The 19158-nt window shown below is 59.4% G+C and carries 20 protein-coding genes; 14 read left to right on the top strand and 6 right to left on the bottom strand.

The genetic code is table 11. The features are described 5' to 3' along the window. Nucleotides 1–59 precede the first annotated feature (59 nt). The 7 genes from SP68_RS28585 (at nt 60) to tauD (ending at nt 6228) form a co-directional block, all read left to right on the top strand. Nucleotides 60–176: a hypothetical protein gene (locus SP68_RS28585; protein WP_162500004.1), complete on the top strand. Its 117-nt coding sequence runs from the start codon at nt 60–62 to the stop codon at nt 174–176. Between the two features lie 82 nt (nt 177–258). Next, entirely contained in the window at nt 259–1668 is a 1410-nt protein-coding gene (mmuP, locus tag SP68_RS20410) for an S-methylmethionine permease (RefSeq protein ID WP_008805329.1), read from the top strand. Next, nucleotides 1655–2590, top strand: a complete 936-nt coding sequence (mmuM, locus tag SP68_RS20405; protein WP_040973120.1) for a homocysteine S-methyltransferase — start codon at nt 1655–1657, stop codon at nt 2588–2590. The genes mmuP and mmuM overlap by 14 nt, the downstream gene beginning before the upstream one ends. Nucleotides 2591–2814: 224 nt before the next feature. Further along, a complete protein-coding gene (tauA, locus tag SP68_RS20400; RefSeq protein ID WP_008805331.1) occupies nt 2815–3777 on the top strand; it encodes a taurine ABC transporter substrate-binding protein in 963 nt (320 codons plus the stop codon). An 11-nt stretch (nt 3778–3788) separates the two neighbouring features. Next, nucleotides 3789–4556 (top strand): taurine ABC transporter ATP-binding subunit, encoded by a 768-nt coding sequence (tauB, locus tag SP68_RS20395; protein WP_004893960.1) that lies wholly within the window; start codon nt 3789–3791, stop codon nt 4554–4556. Continuing rightward, nucleotides 4553–5380 carry a taurine ABC transporter permease TauC gene (tauC, locus tag SP68_RS20390; protein WP_008805332.1) on the top strand — a complete coding sequence of 276 codons (828 nt, stop codon included), beginning with the start codon at nt 4553–4555 and terminating at the stop codon, nt 5378–5380. The genes tauB and tauC overlap by 4 nt, the downstream gene beginning before the upstream one ends. Next, nucleotides 5377–6228 carry a taurine dioxygenase gene (gene tauD, locus SP68_RS20385; protein WP_004144604.1) on the top strand — a complete coding sequence of 284 codons (852 nt, stop codon included), beginning with the start codon at nt 5377–5379 and terminating at the stop codon, nt 6226–6228. The genes tauC and tauD overlap by 4 nt, the downstream gene beginning before the upstream one ends. 174 nt (nt 6229–6402) lie before the next feature. Here tauD and olsF read toward each other — a convergent pair whose 3' ends face one another. From olsF to ampH, 4 genes are all read right to left on the bottom strand, one after another. Further along, nucleotides 6403–8121: a bifunctional ornithine lipid synthase OlsF gene (olsF, locus tag SP68_RS20380; RefSeq protein WP_040973123.1), complete on the bottom strand. Its 1719-nt coding sequence runs from the start codon at nt 8119–8121 to the stop codon at nt 6403–6405. A gap of 180 nt (nt 8122–8301) precedes the next feature. Beyond that, nucleotides 8302–8793, bottom strand: a complete 492-nt coding sequence (locus tag SP68_RS26900) for an REP-associated tyrosine transposase (RefSeq protein WP_004178721.1) — start codon at nt 8791–8793, stop codon at nt 8302–8304. A gap of 255 nt (nt 8794–9048) precedes the next feature. Further along, entirely contained in the window at nt 9049–10023 is a 975-nt protein-coding gene (gene hemB / locus SP68_RS20375; RefSeq protein ID WP_002890201.1) for a porphobilinogen synthase, read from the bottom strand. A gap of 105 nt (nt 10024–10128) precedes the next feature. Beyond that, nucleotides 10129–11289 (bottom strand): D-alanyl-D-alanine-carboxypeptidase/endopeptidase AmpH, encoded by a 1161-nt coding sequence (gene ampH, locus SP68_RS20370; protein ID WP_008805334.1) that lies wholly within the window; start codon nt 11287–11289, stop codon nt 10129–10131. A gap of 219 nt (nt 11290–11508) precedes the next feature. Between ampH and SP68_RS20365 the strand changes: the two genes are divergently transcribed. From SP68_RS20365 to SP68_RS20355, 3 genes are all read left to right on the top strand, one after another. Next, nucleotides 11509–12021: an isochorismatase family protein gene (locus SP68_RS20365; RefSeq protein ID WP_162500006.1), complete on the top strand. Its 513-nt coding sequence runs from the start codon at nt 11509–11511 to the stop codon at nt 12019–12021. A 117-nt stretch (nt 12022–12138) separates the two neighbouring features. Continuing rightward, nucleotides 12139–13359, top strand: a complete 1221-nt coding sequence (gene sbmA / locus SP68_RS20360; RefSeq protein WP_008805336.1) for a peptide antibiotic transporter SbmA — start codon at nt 12139–12141, stop codon at nt 13357–13359. 18 nt (nt 13360–13377) lie between these two features. Continuing rightward, on the top strand, nt 13378–14484 hold the full coding sequence (locus SP68_RS20355) for a DUF1615 domain-containing protein (RefSeq protein WP_040973133.1): 1107 nt from the start codon (nt 13378–13380) through the stop codon (nt 14482–14484). Here the strand turns inward: SP68_RS20355 and SP68_RS20350 are convergent. Beyond that, nucleotides 14481–14783, bottom strand: a complete 303-nt coding sequence (locus SP68_RS20350) for a YaiY family protein (protein ID WP_012542723.1) — start codon at nt 14781–14783, stop codon at nt 14481–14483. The two genes, SP68_RS20355 and SP68_RS20350, sit on opposite strands and share 4 nt — an antisense overlap. Before the next feature lie 253 nt (nt 14784–15036). Between SP68_RS20350 and SP68_RS20345 the strand changes: the two genes are divergently transcribed. Next, nucleotides 15037–15240, top strand: a complete 204-nt coding sequence (locus SP68_RS20345) for a DUF2754 family protein (RefSeq protein ID WP_040973135.1) — start codon at nt 15037–15039, stop codon at nt 15238–15240. Between the two features lie 31 nt (nt 15241–15271). Here SP68_RS20345 and ddlA read toward each other — a convergent pair whose 3' ends face one another. Next, a complete protein-coding gene (gene ddlA / locus SP68_RS20340) occupies nt 15272–16369 on the bottom strand; it encodes a D-alanine--D-alanine ligase (protein WP_023297114.1) in 1098 nt (365 codons plus the stop codon). 99 nt (nt 16370–16468) lie between these two features. Here ddlA and SP68_RS20335 point away from each other — a divergent pair, with 99 nt between their 5' ends. The 3 genes from SP68_RS20335 (at nt 16469) to iraP (ending at nt 19082) form a co-directional block, all read left to right on the top strand. Then, nucleotides 16469–17152, top strand: coding sequence for an extensin-like domain-containing protein (locus tag SP68_RS20335; protein WP_023297115.1), 684 nt, complete (start codon nt 16469–16471; stop codon nt 17150–17152). Nucleotides 17153–17321: 169 nt separating this feature from the next. Further along, a complete protein-coding gene (locus SP68_RS20330; RefSeq protein ID WP_008805342.1) occupies nt 17322–18521 on the top strand; it encodes a multidrug efflux MFS transporter in 1200 nt (399 codons plus the stop codon). Between the two features lie 300 nt (nt 18522–18821). After that, nucleotides 18822–19082, top strand: a complete 261-nt coding sequence (iraP, locus tag SP68_RS20325; RefSeq protein ID WP_008805343.1) for an anti-adapter protein IraP — start codon at nt 18822–18824, stop codon at nt 19080–19082. The last annotated feature ends 76 nt before the right edge of the window (nt 19083–19158 follow it).

Here is a 19158-nt window from a genome sequence, read left to right as displayed (position 1 = left end):
AGATAGAAAGGTTCTGAACGACAGGCTGCAAAGAGAGTGCCAGAACGTGGTCCGTCGCGATGAGGCGTCAGCGCGTGGCGCGCCCGCTGGCGCTGCGCAAAAATGGGGCAGGCTGCACGCTGTCGGCGCGTGCCCTGGTGCAGCGGCTTTGCTTTTTCCGCGGCAGCACGGTATAACACTTCTTCTTTTGGATGTTTAGATGTCTATACGTTTATACGCATCATGACCCGGGCAAGCGGGCTGGCGTGAGAAAATAAAATGCAAAGCACAACACAACAACAAGGTGGGCAACTGAAGCGCACCATGAAAACGCGCCATCTGATCATGCTGTCGCTCGGCGGCGTGATTGGCACCGGCTTATTTTTTAATACCGGCTATATCATCTCCACCACCGGCGCGGCCGGGACGCTGCTGGCGTATCTGATTGGCGCCCTGGTGGTCTGGCTGGTGATGCAGTGCCTCGGTGAATTGTCGGTGGCGATGCCGGAGACCGGCGCCTTCCACGTTTACGCGGCGCGCTATCTTGGCCCGGCGACGGGCTATACCGTGGCGTGGCTCTACTGGCTAACGTGGACGGTGGCGCTGGGGTCGAGCTTCACCGCGGCGGGTTTCTGCATGCAGTACTGGTTCCCGCAGGTTCCGGTCTGGATCTGGTGCGTGGTGTTCTGCGCGGTGATCTTCGGCCTTAATATCATTTCGACGCGCTTCTTCGCGGAAGGCGAGTTCTGGTTCTCGCTGGTGAAAGTGATCACCATCATCGCGTTTATTATTCTCGGCGGCGCGGCCATTTTCGGCATCATTCCGATGCAGGATGGCTCGCCGGCGCCGGGCCTGCACAATATCACCGCCGAAGGCTGGTTCCCGCACGGCGGCCTGCCGATCCTGATGACCATGGTGGCGGTGAACTTCGCCTTCTCCGGGACGGAGCTTATCGGCATTGCCGCCGGAGAGACGGAAAACCCGCATAAGGTTATTCCAGTCGCCATCCGCACCACCATTGCCCGGCTGATTATTTTCTTTATCGGCACCGTGTTCGTGCTGGCGGCACTGATCCCAATGCAGCAGGCGGGGGTGGAGAAAAGCCCCTTCGTGCTGGTGTTTGAAAAGGTGGGCATCCCTTACGCGGCGGATATTTTCAACTTTGTGATCCTGACGGCGATCCTCTCGGCGGCTAACTCCGGCCTGTACGCTTCCGGGCGGATGCTGTGGTCGCTGTCGAACGAGAAGACGCTGCCGGCCTGCTTTGCCAAAGTCAATAAACGGGGCGTGCCGGTGACCGCGCTGTCGGTGAGTATGCTGGGCGGCGTGCTGGCGCTGTTCTCCAGCGTGGTGGCGCCCGATACGGTGTTTGTGGCGCTGTCGGCGATCTCCGGTTTTGCGGTAGTGGCGGTGTGGTTGAGCATCTGCGCCTCGCACTTTATGTTCCGCCGCCGCCATCTGCAGCAGGGTAAGGCGCTGAGCGATCTGCAGTATCGCGCTCCCTGGTATCCGGTGGTGCCCGTTCTGGGGTTTGTGCTGTGCCTGGTGGCCTGCGTGGGCCTCGCCTTTGACCCGAGCCAGAGAATTGCGCTGTGGTGCGGGATCCCCTTTGTGGCCCTGTGCTATGGTGCCTGGTATCTCACTCGTTCACGGAATATGACTCAGGAGTCCCAACATGTCGCAGACTAACCCGTTCACTGCTCTGCTTGCCGCCCAGCCTTATGTCCTGCTGGACGGCGCCATGGCCACCGAGCTGGAGGCCCGCGGCTGCGATCTGGCCGACAGCCTGTGGTCGGCGAAAGTGCTGCTGGAGAACCCGCAGCTGATCCGCGATGTGCATCTCGACTACTTTCGCGCCGGGGCGCAGGTGGCGATCACCGCCAGCTATCAGGCCACCCCGGCGGGCTTTGCCGCGCGCGGGCTGGATGATGCGCAGTCCCGGGCGCTGATCGGCAAAAGCGTCGAACTGGCGCGCAAAGCGCGCGAGGCGTACCTCGCCGAGAACCCGCAGGCCGGCACGCTGCTGGTGGCCGGTTCGGTAGGGCCGTATGGCGCGTTTCTCGCCGACGGCTCGGAGTATCGCGGCGATTATCAGCGCAGCGCGGCAGAGTTCCAGGATTTCCACCGCCCGCGCGTCGAAGCCCTTCTGGATGCGGGCGCCGACCTGCTGGCCTGTGAAACCCTGCCGTCATTTGCTGAGATCCAGGCGCTGACGGCCCTGCTGCAGGACTATCCCCGTGCCCGCGCCTGGTACTCTTTCACGCTGCGCGACGCCGAACATCTCAGCGATGGGACGCCGCTACGCGAGGTTATGGCGGCTGCCCTGGCGGATAACCCGCAGGTGGTGGCGGTGGGCATCAACTGTATCGCCCTGGAAAATACGCCCGCGGCGCTGGCGCATCTGCACAGCCTGACGGCCCTGCCGCTGGTGGTCTATCCTAACTCCGGCGAACATTATGATGCGGTGAGCAAGACCTGGCACCATCATGGCGAAGCCTGCGCCACCCTGGCGGATTATCTGCCGCAGTGGCTGGCGGCCGGGGCGAAGCTGATTGGCGGCTGCTGCCGCACCACGCCGAAGGACATCGCCGCGCTTAACGCGAAGCGCTGAGTTTTGTGCCGGGTGGCGCTGCGCTTACCCGGCCTACACTTTGCGCGATCCGTCGCCGCCACCCGGCGCCAACCATCTGCCACTAACCAACCGCTCAAAACCAACTATCCTTTCCCGCTTTTGTTCTAAAAACGATTCGCTATTAGCCAGAATTTTTAATTACTTCATCTCCCTCCTGATGCCGGAAATACTGCACCTATAACAACTCAGGGGAAGCAGACATTATGGCATTCACATCGCGAATTACTCTTCTGGCGGCGCTGGCTGTCGCCGCCTTCCAGGCGCAGGCGGTCAACGTGACCGTGGCGTATCAAACCTCCGCTGAGCCGGCGAAAGTCGCCCAGGCGGACAATACCTTCGCCAAAACCAGCGGCGCGACCGTCGACTGGCGGAAATTCGACAGCGGCGCCAGCGTGGTGCGTGCCCTGGCCTCCGGCGATGTGCAGATCGGCAATATCGGCTCCAGCCCGCTGGCGGTGGCCGCCAGTCAGCAGGTGCCGATTGAAGTGTTCCTGCTCGCTTCAAAGCTCGGCAACTCCGAAGCGCTGGTGGTGAAAAAAAGCATTACCAAACCGGAAGATCTGATCGGCAAGCGCATCGCCGTGCCGTTTATCTCCACCACCCACTACAGCCTGTTGTCGGCGCTCAAACACTGGGGCATCAAGCCGGGCCAGGTGCAGATTATTAACCTGCAGCCGCCGGCGATTATCGCCGCCTGGCAGCGCGGGGATATCGATGGCGCTTACGTCTGGGCGCCAGCGGTTAACGAACTGGAAAAAGAGGGCAAGGTGCTGACCGATTCGGCGCAGGTTGGGGAGTGGGGCGCGCCGACCCTCGATGTTTGGGTGGTCCGTAAGGACTTCGCCGAGCAGCATCCGGAGATCGTCAAAGCCTTTGCTAAAAGCGCCATCGACGCCCAGCAGCCCTACATCGCCAACCCGGAAACATGGCTGAAACAGCCGGACAACATCAGCAAGCTGGCGCGCCTGAGCGGCGTGCCGGAAGCTGATGTCCCCGGGCTGGTGAAGGGGAACACCTACCTGACCGCCGCTGAGCAGGCGCAGGCGCTGAATGGTCCGGTCAATCAGGCCATCGTCGATACCGCGCGCTTCCTGAAAGAGCAGGGCAAAGTGCCCGCGGCGGGAACCGATTATCGTCAGTACGTCACTGACCGTTTCGTGAAGTAAAGGAGGCGGCGATGCTGCAAATCTCGCATCTTTCCGCCGACTACGGCGGTAAACCGGCGCTGGCGGATATCAACCTGACGCTGGAGAGTGGGGAGCTGTTGGTGGTGCTGGGGCCTTCGGGCTGCGGTAAAACTACCCTGCTGAACCTGATTGCCGGATTCGTGCCCTATCAGCACGGCAGCATCACCCTCGAAGGTCAGCGGGTGACCGGGCCGGGCGCAGAGCGCGGCGTGGTCTTCCAGAACGAAGGCCTGCTGCCGTGGCGCAATGTGCAGGATAACGTGGCGCTGGGCCTCCAGCTGGCGGGCGTGGATAAAGCGCAGCGCCGGCAAGCGGCGGCGCAGATGCTGAAGAAGGTGGGTCTCGAAGGGGCGGAAAAACGCTTTATCTGGCAGCTGTCCGGCGGTCAACGCCAGCGGGTGGGCATCGCCCGGGCGCTGGCGGCGAATCCGCAGCTGTTGCTGCTGGATGAGCCCTTCGGCGCGCTTGACGCCTTTACCCGCGAGCAGATGCAGACATTGCTGCTGAAACTGTGGCATGAGACCGGCAAACAGGTGCTGCTGATCACTCATGACATTGAAGAGGCCATCTTTATGGCCACCGAGCTGGTGCTGCTGTCGCCGGGGCCGGGACGGGTGGTGGAGCGGCTGCGGCTTGATTTTAGCCGTCGCTTTGTCGCGGGCGAATCCTGCCGCAGCATCAAATCCGACCCGCGGTTTATTGAACAGCGGGAATACATTCTGAGCCGGGTGTTTGACCAACGGGAGGCTTTCTCATGAGCGTGGTACTGAACGACAAACCGCGTCAGACGACGCTGAAGTGGCGCTGGCCGCTCTCCCGTCAGCTCACCCTCAGCGTGGCGACTCTGGCGGTATTGCTGGCCGTCTGGTGGGCGGTCGCGGCGCTGCAGCTGATTAGCCCGCTGTTTCTGCCGCCGCCGGGTCAGGTACTGCAAAAGCTTATCACCATCGCCGGGCCGCAGGGTTTTATGGATGCGACGCTCTGGCAGCATCTGGCGGCGAGCCTGACGCGGATCGTCATCGCCTTGCTGGCGGCAGTGCTTATTGGCGTACCGGTGGGGATCGCCATGGGGCTCAACTCGACGGTGCGTGGGATCCTCGATCCGCTGATCGAACTCTATCGTCCGGTGCCGCCGCTGGCCTACCTACCGCTGATGGTGATCTGGTTTGGCATCGGTGAAACCTCGAAGATCCTGCTGATCTACCTGGCGATTTTCGCGCCGGTAGCCATGTCGGCGCTGGCAGGGGTAAAAAGCGCGCAGCAGGTGCGCATTCGCGCCGCCCGTTCGCTGGGCGCCAGCCGGGCGCAGGTGCTGTGGCTGGTGATCCTGCCCGGCGCGCTGCCGGAGATCCTCACCGGGCTGCGCATTGGTCTCGGGGTGGGCTGGTCAACGCTGGTGGCCGCTGAGCTGATCGCTGCCACCCGCGGATTAGGATTTATGGTGCAGTCTGCCGGCGAGTTTCTCGCCACCGATGTGGTGCTGGCGGGGATCGCGGTGATTGCCATTATCGCCTTTTTACTGGAACTGGGTCTGCGCGCGCTGCAGCGTCGCCTGACGCCCTGGCATGGAGAAGTACAATGAGTGAACGTCTGAGCATTACCCCGCTGGGGCCCTATATTGGCGCGCAGGTGACCGGGGCAGATTTAACCCGTCCGCTGAGCGACAACCAGTTTGAACAGCTGTATCACGCGGTGCTGCGTCATCAGGTAGTATTCCTGCGCGAGCAAAATATCACCCCGGCGCAACAGCGCGACCTGGCGCTGCGGTTTGGCGACCTGCATATCCATCCGGTCTACCCTCACGCCCCTGGCGTGGAAGAGATTATCGTCCTCGATACCCACAACGATAATCCGCCGGATAATGACAACTGGCATACCGATGTCACCTTTATCGACACGCCGCCCGCCGGCGCCATTCTGGCGGCGAAAGAGCTGCCGACGACCGGCGGGGACACCCTGTGGACCAGCGGCATTGCCGCCTGGGAAGCGCTGTCAGAACCTTTCCGGCAGCTGCTGAGCGGCCTGCATGCCGAACACGATTTCCGCAAATCGTTCCAGGAGTATAAGTACAACAAGACCGAAGCCGAGCATCGGCGCTGGCAGGAAGCGGTGGCGAAGCATCCGCCGCTGCTGCATCCGGTAGTGCGTACCCACCCGGTGACCGGCAAGCAGGCGCTGTTCGTTAATGAAGGCTTTACCACGCGAATTGTCGAGGTGAGTGAGAAAGAGAGCGCAGCGCTGCTGAACTTCCTGTTTGCTCATGTCACTAAACCGGAGTTCCAGGTGCGCTGGCGCTGGCAGCCGAACGATGTCGCTATCTGGGATAACCGGGTGACCCAGCATTACGCCAACGCCGACTATCTGCCGCAGCGGCGGATCATGCACCGGGCGACGATCCTCGGCGATAAGCCGTATTACCGGGCGGGGTAATGCTTGTAGCCGGTTAAGGCATCAGCCGCGAGCCGCGGAGAAAAGCGGATGCTGCATTGCCCGCTGCTTCCCGGAGGCGGCGCCTGACGCGCCTTTTCCGGGCGACCGATCCGTCGGAAATGGTGTACCGTAGCCCGGCTAAGGCGCAACGCGCCGCAAGCCGGGAAAAAGCGTTTATGCCGATTTTTGCGCACCCAGATGCGCGCCAATATAGCGCTGATAGCGATTGGCCTTCAGGTAGGTGAGATCCACCAGCACCAGACCATCCACGCAGTTATTGAAATCCGGATCGCTGCCGAAATCGATAAACTGCACGCCGCCCGGCTCGCACACTTCCGAGTACTGCTTATACAGCGGCGGGATCGCGCAGCCGAGATTGCCGAGCAGGGACTTCAGCCGGGCCAGGTCGTCGTTGTAATCCTCCCCGCCAAACTGCGCCAGCACGTCGGGCAGCGACGCCGGATAAGGTCGACGCGACTCCGCCAGCGGATGCGTCGCCGGGAACCACAGCCGGTAGAACGCCACCAGCAGATCGCGGGCGGCGGGCGGCAACCCGCCAGAAATCGACACCGGACCAAACAGATAGCGATAGTGCGGATAGCGCGCCAGATAAGCGCCGATGCCGGACCACAGGTAGTCCAGCCCGCGACGCCCCCAGTAGCGCGGCTGGATAAAGCTGCGCCCCAGCTCAATGCCGTGCTGCAGGACATCGTCCATCCGCCCGTCGTAATGGAACAGGCTGTAACTGTAGATCCCTTCCAGGCCGCGCTTTGCCAGCTGGATGGCCGTCGGCATAAAGCGGTAAGCGCCGACGATTTCCAGATCGTCTTCATCCCACAGGATCAGATGCAGATAGTCGTCGTCATACCCGTCGATATCCCGCCGTTTGCCGCTGCCTTCCCCGACCGCGCGGAAGGCGATTTCCCGCAGACGTCCCAGCTCGCGCAGCAGCGGCGCGTCCTCCTGGCCGTTGCGCTGCCAGAGGTAAATCACTTTGCCGTCGGTGGTGCGGCCCAGACACTCGGCCTTATGCAGTTCGCGTTTGAGCAATGCCCGGTCTTCCGGACGGGCGATGGCGCTTTCGGTTTTGAACTGGCCCGGCAGCCCTTTGCGCAGTTGTTCAAGGTGCTGATAGCAGCGGCCGGTAAGCTCGCGAGCGCTGGACTTGGCATCGAACCAGCTCGACCAGGGGATCTGCTGGCCGATGCGCACCGGCAGGCTGCTGTTGCGCCGGCGAAACATCTGCTGCATCAGCAGGAGCAGCGGCAGGTTGTCGGAGACCAGCGTGCTGGCGTAAAACAGGGCGCTGTTATGGGCGTTAATCCACGCCGGCAGCAGCGGGGCGCGATATTTTGCCGCCAGCTTAATAAAGCCGGAGTGCCATTTTTTATCGCGGATACCGCGAAGGGTGAGGCGGGAGACTTCCCCCGCCGGGAAGAAGATCAGCACCCCGCCGGCCTGCAGCTGGTGATCCATCTGCTGCAGCGCCGCTTTAGCGGTGCGGCCATGAATATTATCTACCGGGATAAACAGCGAGCTCAGGGGCTCAAGGTGGGTGAGCATGCGGTTGGTGACCACTTTGACATCGCGGCGCACGCGGGATACCGCATACAGGAGCGCCAGGCCGTCGAGGGTGCCGGTGGGGTGGTTGGCGATAATGACCAGCGGGCCATATTCGGGGATTTGTTCGAGATCGTGCGCCGGGATGGCGCAGCGGATATTGAGGTATTCCAGTACCTGTTCGACCGTATCAAGCCCCTTCAGGTGGCGATGACGATCGGCAAATTGTTGAAACTCTTCCTCATGAAACAGCTTTTTTAACAGTTTCTTTTGCCAGGGGGCGGGCCTCGCCTGAGGCCACAGGTCATCGAGTACGTTGTCGAGACTAAACATAGTGGCTCCTCCTCCGTCCTGCCCAGACAGTAGAAGGTGGAGATGTCGTTCAGATTACAGTTGGGTGAAGTTTCGGTCGCAGCGGGGGAGGTTTCCCGGATAGCGGCGCAAGCGCCTTATCCGGGCTACGGTTGGCGCCGATTTGTAGCCCCGGTAAGCGTCAGCGCCACCGGGGAGAGGCTATCGGCGTTCACCGCAGCTAAGATCAAAGCTATCGCCAGCCCAATTTGGGGGATATAGCCCGCGCTGGACATCGCGATGAAAGGTTGAAAATGGCCAATCGATCACCCGGGTGACCCAGCCATGCTTAAGTGGATTGATATGGATGTAATCAACGTGTCGGCGGTAATCATCTTCATCGCGTATGGCATGCTCCCAGAAGCGCGGTTGCCAGAGGGGTTGTCGTTTTAACGTTCTGCTAAAACAGCCTTTGATATCTCTCCAGCGTGAAGAAAAATCGTCATCATTATGAGGTAGTGTCCAGATGCAATGCAGATGTTCAGGCAACACCACCCAGGCATCAATAATAAAGGGGCGATGTTGTTTAACAACGGCGACAGAGTAGCGCAATAATTCTATGTTTTCAGTTAGGTGCATGCTTCTACGGTCTTTAAGGTTAACAGTGAAGAACCAGGTTCCCCCCTTAATGTAATAACGTCGATAAGCCACCACAGGATCTCCTGGAATTCGGTATTTATGATGTGGTTTAACACGTTAGAAGGCGAAATCCGGTACGCCAAGGAGAAGGCGCAGAAGGTGGAAAGCGGCGCGCAAAGTTTTAGCTACAGATATTGGTTAGCGCCTGTCCCCGGATAGCGGCGCAAGCGCCTTATCCGGGCTACGGTGTGGTGGTCGCGATAAATACAGCGCACCGGGGATGAGGTTTGGTAGCCCCGGTAAGCGAAGCGCCACCGGGGAGGGGCGGGTTTAACGGAGGATTTTTTTCTCAGCCAGATCGAGGGCGAAATAGCTGAAGATCAGGTCGGCGCCTGCGCGTTTGATAGCGCCGAGGCTTTCCAGAACCACTTTCTCTTCATCGATAGCGCCCGCCTGGGCAGCGAATTTGATCATCGCGTACTCCCCGCTGACCTGATAGGCGCCGAGCGGCAGATCGCTGCGTTCGCGGATATCGCGCAGAATATCCAGGTAGGCGCCAGCCGGTTTCACCATCAGGCAGTCGGCGCCCTGGGCTTCATCGAGCAGCGACTCGCGAATGGCCTCCCGGCGGTTCATCGGGCTCATCTGATAGGTTTTCCGATCGCCCTTCAGCGCGGTACCGGCCGCTTCGCGGAACGGGCCGTAGAAGGAGGAAGCGAACTTGGTGGAGTAGGACATAATTGCCGTATTAGTGAAACCGGCGGCATCCAGCGAGCGGCGAATCGCTTGTACCTGACCGTCCATCGCGGCGGAAGGAGCGATGAAATCCGCCCCGGCGGCGGCGGCGACAACGGCCTGCTTGCCGAGGTTTTCCAGGGTCGCGTCGTTATCCACCCCGTGGTCGCACAGCACGCCACAGTGACCGTGGGAAGTGTATTCGCAGAAGCAGGTATCGGACATGACGATCATCTCCGGCACCGTGGACTTGCAGATCCGCGACATACGCGCCACCAGGCCATTTTCATTCCAGGTATCGCTGCCGGTAGCATCGGTGTGATGAGAAATGCCAAAGGTCATCACCGAGCGAATGCCGGCGTTAGCGATGCGTTCGATTTCACGTGCCAGATATTTTTCCGGAATGCGCATCACGCCGGGCATGGCCTCGATCGCTTTGTAATCATCAATTTCTTCTTCAACAAAGATCGGCAACACCAGGTCGTTCAAACTCAGTGTTGTCTCTTCAAACAGGGCGCGCAGCGCAGCGGATTGACGCAGGCGGCGGGGGCGAGTGATTAAATCTGTCATGGTTTGCCTGATTTTGTGAAATGAAAGACGTTAGTGTAACTGAAATGGCATGGGGATGTTTCGCCAAAACGATCGTTATGTCGTGTCGGCGAAACCCCCGCGAGCTTACTGGCTGGCCGTCTGCATGTTGGGCTGCGCGCCGCTCAGCTCGCTGACCAGGTCGTTGATGCCATCGCTCATATTGTTGAAGCGGGTTAACGGCGAGCGGGTTACCACCACAAAGGCGCCGACGTTAGCCTGCGGATTCATCGCCATATAGGTGATAAACCCGCCGCCGCCGCCGGTTTTCTGAATAATCCCCGGATGGCCATTCTTCGGCTTCATATACACCCAGCCAAGTCCCAGCGCGTCGGCGCGGCCCGGCACGTCCATACCAATCACCCGGGTCAGTTGGTTACGCTGATAAATCAGCGTCTGCATCCGATCGGCCTGCTGGCTGCGGGTATAGAAATCGGATGACAGGAACTGCTGCATCCAGCGCATCATATCCCCCGGCGTCGAGTAGACTCCGCCGCTGCCGATCGCCGCCAGGGTGTTGTTGCATGGGCTGGCGCCTTTTTCCGGGATCATCAGCCGCTGGCACTGATCCGGTGACGGGGTAAAGGTGGTGTCCTTCATCCCCAGCGGCCGGGTGATCTGTTCTTCAAACAGCTGCGGATAAGGTTTGCCGGCAGCGGTGGAGAGCGCGTCCGCCAGTAAATCAAAGGCCAGGTTGGAGTAGGCTGCCTGTGAGCCCGGCGCGGTCTTCAGGGTCGCGGTAGAGAGCCAGTTCCAGCGCTGCTGGCGGGTCGGCCAGACAAACACCGGACGATGAGCGGCGCCGCCAGGCTGCTCGCGCGGCAGGGCGCTGGTATGGGTTGCGAGGTTAACCAGGGTGATTGGTTTTCCCTGCCAGTCAGGCACCCGGGTACCCGGCGGGGCGTATTTGCTCAGCGGATCGTTGAGTTTCACCACCCCCTGGTCGAGCAGCTTCACCAGCATCTCGCTGGTCATCAGTTTGCTGAGGGAGGCGATACGGATCACCGAGTCGAGCTGCGGGTGCTGATTATTCCCCGGGCGGGTTTCGCCAAAGCTGCGAAAAACACGCTGATTGCCATCGATAACCACCAGCGCCATGCCGGTGGCGCCGCTGCCGTAGTAGATATGATTGGCGTAACGATCGACCACATCCGAGGCGAAAACCGGGTCAACGGTAGGCTGTGCGGCCTGCACCGAGGTCCACGACGCCGCGCACAGCGCAGCAAAAATGAGCAAACTACGTTTCAACGGAGATCATCCATTAAATAAATAAAAAAGAAGAGGGTATTTATACTACGAAGTGGCGCAGAACAAAGTGGGATTCACGACATTCCTGCAGGAAAAAGGTAACGGTGCGTAAAAAAGACTTTTTTACGCTTTCAGATATCGGCTTTTTCCGCTGCCGCGTATGATGACCGTTTGGCTGAAAGTTCGTGGGAGAGAACAATGACGGCTCAACGGGTAGTGATGGTCGTGGATATGCAAAACGGCGTGTTCGCCACGCCGCGTCTGGCGCGCGAGCGCTGCGTCGCGCAAATTAATCGTCTGGTGCGCGCGGCGGACAAGGTTATTTTCATTCAGCATGATGAGGCCGGCGGCCTCGAAGCCGGCAGCGAAGGCTTCGCCCTGCTTCCCGAGCTGGAACAGCCAGCTGGCGCGCTGTTTGTCACCAAAACCGCCTGCGACGCCTTCTACCACACCTCGCTGGCGCAGGTGCTGGACGAACACGACATTCAGCAGTTCGTCATCTGCGGCTGCGCCACCGACTACTGCCTCGACACCACCATTAAAAACGGCGCCAGCCGCGGGTACGGTATTGTGATCGCGGAAGATGCCCATACCACCGCCGACCGCCCCGCCGCGCAGGCCGCGACGCTTATCGCCCACTACAATGAGGTGTGGCGTACGCTGACCGTTCCTGGCAATCCTTTACAGGTGAAACCCACAGAAACAATTCTGCACGCCTGGCAGCAGAACTAAGCTGTTGATATCCGGTCTTATCATTCGTCTGCCCCGCGAGAGCGCATCCACGTGGCGGCCGACGTATGCGTCGTACACAGCAATAGCAGAACGATAAGAAGTTAGCAGGAGACAATGATGTTTAAATCTTTTTTCCCCAAACCGGGGCCGTTTTTTATTTCTGCCTTTATCTGGTCGCTGCTGGCCGTGATCTTTTGGCAGGCGGGCGGCGGCGACTGGCTGCTGCGGGTCACCGGAGCATCGCAAAATGTGGCGATCAGCGCGGCGCGCTTCTGGTCGCTCAACTATCTGGTGTTCTACGCTTACTATCTGTTTTGCGTCGGCGTGTTTGCACTCTTCTGGTTTGTCTACTGCCCGCATCGCTGGCAGTACTGGTCGATTCTCGGCACGTCGCTCATCATCTTCGTCACCTGGTTTCTGGTGGAAGTCGGGGTGGCGATCAACGCCTGGTATGCGCCGTTCTACGACCTGATCCAGAGCGCGCTGGCCACCCCGCATAAGGTCAGCATCAACCAGTTTTATCATGAGATCGGCATCTTTCTCGGCATCGCGCTCATCGCGGTGATCATTGGCGTGATGAACAACTTCTTCGTCAGCCACTACGTCTTCCGCTGGCGCACGGCGATGAACGAACACTATATGGCCCACTGGCAGCATCTGCGCCATATCGAAGGCGCCGCGCAGCGTGTGCAGGAAGATACCATGCGCTTTGCCTCCACCCTGGAAGATATGGGGGTAAGCTTTATCAACGCGGTGATGACCTTGATCGCCTTCCTGCCGGTGCTGGTGACGCTCTCCGAACACGTTCCCGACCTGCCTATCGTCGGCCATTTGCCGTATGGTCTGGTGATTGCCGCTATCGTCTGGTCGCTGATGGGGACCGGCCTGCTGGCGGTGGTGGGGATTAAGCTGCCGGGCCTGGAGTTTAAAAACCAGCGCGTGGAAGCCGCCTATCGTAAAGAGCTGGTCTACGGTGAGGACGATGAAACCCGCGCCACGCCGCCGACGGTGCGCGAGCTGTTCAGCGCGGTGCGTCGCAACTATTTCCGTCTCTATTTCCACTATATGTATTTCAATATCGCCCGCATTCTCTACCTGCAGGTGGATAACGTTTTCGGCCTTTTCCTGCTGTTTCCGTCGATCGTTGCCGGTACGATTACCCTCGGGCTGATGACGCAAATTACCAACGTCTTCGGCCAGGTGCGCGGCTCGTTCCAGTACCTGATTAGCTCGTGGACGACGCTGGTGGAACTGATGTCCATCTACAAACGTCTGCGCAGTTTTGAACGCGAGCTGGACGGCAAGCCGCTGCAGGAAGCGATCCCGACATTACGTTAATTAAGACAAGGAAGCATGATGGCCGCACGTTTATCGCGCATTATTCCCGGTTCATCGACGCTGTTGGCGGCCATGGTGCTGAGCGCCTGCACCAGCCAGCAGGCCCCGACGCTGAAAAAGGGCGAGAAGCCCGTTGACGTGGCGTCGGTGGTGCGGCAGAAAATGCCGGCCAGCGTCAAGGATCGGGAGGCCTGGGCGCAAGCCATCGCCACCGCGTTTGACAGCCAGAAGCTGGCGCCGACGGAAGAGAATGTCTGCTCGGTGCTGGCGGTCGCGCAGCAGGAGTCTAACTATCAGTCCGATCCGGTGGTGCCGGGGTTGAATAAAATCGCCTGGCAGGAAATTGACCGCCGGGCGGAAAAAATGCACATTCCGCCGTTTCTGGTCCATACCGCGCTGAAGATCACCTCGCCAAACGGTAAAAGCTATAGCGACCGTCTGGACAATGTGAAGACGGAAAAGCAGCTGAGCGCCATTTTTGATGACTTTATCGGGATGGTGCCGATGGGGCAGAAGCTGTTCGGTTCACTTAACCCGGTGCACACCGGGGGGCCGATGCAGGTCAGCATTGCCTTTGCCGAGCAGCACACCTCCGGCTACCCGTGGAAAATGAACGGGACGGTGCGCCAGGAGGTCTTCAGCCTGCGCGGCGGCCTGTGGTTTGGCACCTATCATCTGTTGAATTACCCGGCCAGCTACAGCGTGCCGCTGTACCGCTTTGCCGACTTCAACGCCGGCTGGTATGCCAGCCGTAACGCCGCCTTCCAGAACGCGGTGGTGAAAGCCAGCGGGGTGAAACTGGCGCTCGACGGCGACCTTATCCGCTACGACAGCGAGGAACCGGGCAGCACCGAGCTGGCGGTGCGTCGTCTGGCGGGCCAGTTGGGAATGAGCGACAGCGAGATCCACAGCCAGTTGAAAAAGGGCGACAGCCTGGCGTTTGAGAAGACCGACCTTTATCAGCAGGTTTTCCGCCTCGCCGAGAAAAGGGCGGGCAAGACTCTGCCGCGGGAGATGTTGCCAGGGATCCAGCTTGAGAGTCCGAAAATTACCCGTAATCTGACGACGGCGTGGTTTGCAAAACGGGTTGATGAGCGGCGGGCAAATTGTATGGCGCGGCGTTAACGGCGCTGACGCCAGCGCACAATGAGCGCCAGCAGCCCGATGAACGAGCAGCCGATCAGGAAAGGGATCAGGCCAAAGAGGGTGCCAACGGCGAGACTGATGTCGACTTGCGGACGGCTGGCGTCCTGCGTTTGCATCAAGCGTTCAAATACCCCCGGAGCGTGGATCAGCATGCTGAGCATCTGCGCGCCGGCCCAGCAGCAGACTAGCACGAACAGGCCGTAGGCGACATGGCTGCCGGTCAACGCCCCTCTTTTTTTATTTCCCAAAAGCGATTTTGAAAAACTGAATTCAGCCATAGGCCCTCCCACCTCTGTACTGCTGGTTTTTTCTCCAGCTCTATGGCAGGTATTCTGGCAGTGAGGGGCCATTGTCAGTATCAGATTGCTGGTAATTGCCGTCCAGGAATAATCCTGTTTTCGCTGGTGTGTTAACCGCGCCACAGGAATGGAAAAGGGAGAGCGGCGTCGCAATCCAGCAACATTCTCTCCCGCGCTACAGACCGCCGCGGGCGGCTATGCGAAGATGCGTTTTTTTGCTGTTGGAGGTCGCATGAAGCTCACAGATAAAATTCGCCGCGACTGGCACTACTACGCGGTGGCGCTGGGGCTAATTTTTATTCTCAATGGGGTGGTGGGGCTGCTGGGGTTTGAAACACAAGGCTGGCAACCCTACGCCGTCGGTCTGGTCACCTGGGTCATTAGCTTCTGGGCCGCGGGCCTGGTGATCCGCCGCCGCCCGGCAGAAGAGGCCTGAGACCCCTGCTGCCAGGCGCGATAAACGCGTTTTAGTTCATGGAGGTTTTCAGCGCCCGGTCCGCGGCATGGCGCTCCAGCGCCAGCTCAATCAGCCGGGTGATCAGACTGGTGTAGTCGAGGCCGCTGGCCTGCCACAGCTTCGGATACATGCTGATGTTGGTAAAGCCCGGCAGGGTGTTGATCTCGTTGATCACCACCTCGTTCTCGGCGGTGAGGAAGACGTCGACGCGGGCCATGCCGCTGCAGCCCAGGGTCTGGTAGGCCTGCACTGCAATCGCGCGGATCTTGTCGTTGATCTCAGGGGCGATGGCGGCCGGGACCACCACCTGCGCGCCCTGGTCATCGATATATTTGGTGTCGTAGGCGTAAAACTCGCTGTTGAGGACAATTTCACCGCAGGTGCTGGCCTGCGGGTGGTCGTTACCCAGCACCGCACACTCAATTTCCCGCCCTTTAATGCCTTGTTCCACCACGACTTTATGATCAAATTCAAAGGCCAGGGCCACCGCCTGATGGTACTGCTCTTCGTTTTTAACTTTGCTGACGCCAACCGATGATCCCTGGTTGGCCGGCTTCACGAACAGCGGCAGCCCCAGCTTTGCTTCAACATCGGCAAAGCTGAACTGCGCGCGGTTGGCGCGGGTCAGGGTGATAAACGGGGCGACGGCGAGCCCGGCATCGCGCAGCAGACGTTTGGTCACGTCTTTGTCCATACAGGCCGCGGAGCCCAGCACATCGGAACCCACGAAAGGCAGATTCGCCATGCGCAGCATCCCCTGCAGGGAGCCATCCTCGCCCAGCGTGCCGTGGACGATGGGGAAAATCACATCGATAGCCGCCAGCGGCTGGCCGCTGTCGGCGTTAATCAGCTGCTGTGCTTCGCGGCCCGGGATCTGCGCCAGGGTCACCGTGGAAGGACGCAGGGCAATGCGGGCAGGATCCTGAGCATTGAGCAGGTAGTTGCCGGCGTCGTTGATGTGCCATAGCCCCTGTTTATCAATACCCAACAGAACCACATCGAAGCGCGATTTATCAATCGCTTCCACGATATTCTTCGCTGACTGCAGCGACACTTCATGCTCCGCCGACTTGCCGCCAAAAACGATCCCAACCCTCATCTTTGCCATTTCAACTTCCATCCAGATAACATCAAAGGGCATAACATACCATGTGAAACCGCTGCCTGCCTGCCATAATATTTACCTGATCAATTGACGGGAGTGGGCGTGAGAGGAAAGACGCTGCTGGTGCTGGCCGGGCTGCTCGGCGCGGGCCTGTTAGGATACCGCTATCTGCCGCCGCACCTGAATCCGCTGGCGCCGCTGGCGCTTGACGATCCCCCGGGCTGGTTGACGTCATTCAAGCTGCGCAGGCTGACGGCAGACCAGTGCGCCTCCCTGCTGGCGGAAGCCAATCGCCGCCGGCTTATCGCCAGCCAGCCGGTGGCGGACAGCGAGGGAAGCTGCCCGCTGCATAACGTGGTGCGGGTAGCGAATTTTGGCAGCGTGACGCTGAGCAGCAGTTTCCTCGCCAGCTGCCCGCTGGCGCTGAGCAGTGCGCTGTATGTCGAGCAGCAGGCGAAACCGCTGACCCGTCAACTGATGGCGAGCGATCTGCGCCAGATCGATCATCTCGGCAGCTTCGCCTGTCGCAATATCTACCATCGGCAACAGGCGCGGCGCAGTGAACACGCCACGGCGGACGCGCTGGACGTCAGCGGTTTCCGCCTGGCGGACGGCCGACGCGTCAGCGTCCTGCAGGGCTGGCGGAGCGAGACCTCGCATCCCTGGCTGGCGGCGCTGTTGAACAACAGCTGCCACTACTTCGGCAACGCGCTGGGGCCAGAGTACAATGCGGCTCACGCCAATCATTTTCATCTGGGGATGCGCGGGCAGGGCTTCTGCTTTTGAGCATAAAGCGCTGTGAGCAGCCTAAATGACCAGAAAATGCTTCGTCAGGTTCTCATCCGCACTCATAAAACACCAAACTCACCGCCAGCGCATCTATGGTAGTACACCAGTGGAATGAAATTGCTAAGCTAGGTAATAATTGGCAAATCATTAATGAATACGCGTAGTTATGGAATCCTGGAAGGTTAATCTCATCTCCGTCTGGTTTGGTTGCTTTTTTACCGGCCTGGCGATCAGTCAAATTCTCCCTTTTTTGCCCCTCTACGTCTCCCAGCTGGGCGTTACCTCGCATGAAGCGCTGTCGATGTGGTCGGGGCTGACCTTCAGCGTGACTTTTCTTGTCTCGGCGATCGTCTCGCCGATGTGGGGGAGCCTGGCAGACCGCAAAGGCCGCAAGCTGATGCTGCTGCGTGCCTCGCTGGGGATGGCGATTGCTATTTTACTGCAGGCCTTCGCCACTAACGTCTGGCAGCTGTTTATCCTGCGGGCGATCATGGGCTTAACCTCCGGTTATATCCCCAACGCCATGGCGCTGGTGGCCTCCCAGGTGCCGCGCGAGCGCAGCGGCTGGGCGCTGAGCACGCTATCAACCGCGCAAATCAGCGGCGTGATCGGCGGCCCGCTGCTGGGCGGCTTCCTGGCGGACCACGTCGGGCTGCGGATGGTCTTTTTTATTACGGCGATCCTGCTGACCATCAGTTTTCTGGTGACCCTGTTTCTGATCAAAGAGGGAGGGCGCCCTCAGGTCAGTAAAAGCGAGCGCCTCACCGGAAAACAAGTCCTTGCCTCTTTACCCTATCCGGGGCTGGTGATCAGCCTGTTCTTCACCACCCTGGTGATCCAGTTGTGCAACGGCTCAATTGGCCCGATCCTGGCGCTGTTTATCAAATCGATGGCGCCGGACAGCAACAATATCGCCTTTCTGGCCGGGATGATCGCCGCGGTGCCTGGCGTGTCGGCGCTGATTTCTGCGCCACGGCTGGGTAAGTTAGGCGATCGCATCGGTACCTCGCGGATCCTGCTCGCGACGCTCTGCTGCGCAGTGGTGATGTTTTTCGCCATGTCTTTTGTCACCACCCCGCTGCAATTGGGTACGCTGCGTTTCCTGCTCGGCTTTGCCGATGGCGCGATGCTCCCGGCGGTGCAGACTTTATTGCTGAAATACAGCAGCGACAGCGTCACCGGACGCATCTTTGGCTATAACCAGTCGTTTATGTATCTGGGCAACGTCGCCGGGCCGCTGATTGGCGCCTCTGTATCGGCGATGGCCGGCTTCCGCTGGGTGTTTATTGCTACCGCCATTATCGTTTTCATTAACCTCTGGCAGCTGGCATGGATGCTGCGCCGCACCCGCCGGGCTAACGCCTGAACCTCTGCTGACGGTATTTATCGCGATACCGTCAGCGTTATTCACCGTCGGTACATTTACCATTACTTTTTGTTATCGCCATGCCGTGAGCGCTATTCCATTTTATTATTTCCTGCGCCATCTGGTTATAACCATCCCCGACCATGATTAAACAATACTATTTATAGTGGTATTTTGTTGTGGTAAAACGTTTCGCTGTATATTGGGTGTTGCGATGATTCTTATTTTAAGTAATTCTGAGGTCCGTCATCGGGTATGACATCCCAATCAAAAACAGGCCTCGCATAAGGAACTGGTGCTATGAAGAATCTCATTGCTGAGTTACTGGTTAAACTGGCGCAAAAGGAAGAAGAAGCAAAGGAACTGACGGTGCAGGTTGAAGCGCTGGAGATCGTGGTCACCGCATTATTGCGCCATATGGAGCATGATGCCCAGCAGGCATTGATTCAGGATATAGAACAGGCGATTGACCAGGTGACGCCCTGTCCGCCGGTCAACGACCAGGATGCGATGCTGCTGCAGCAATATCTAAAGAAGCTGTTGCGGCATCCTCGTAGCTAGTCTTTGTGACACGACAAGGATGCCGTCATTTTTCTGTCATCTCCCTTTTATAAAGTCTCCCTCGTTTTGTTTTTTT

This window comes from Klebsiella variicola (assembly GCF_000828055.2).
Classification (GTDB): domain Bacteria; phylum Pseudomonadota; class Gammaproteobacteria; order Enterobacterales; family Enterobacteriaceae; genus Klebsiella; species Klebsiella variicola.
This window is presented reverse-complemented; position numbering and strand designations above follow the sequence as displayed.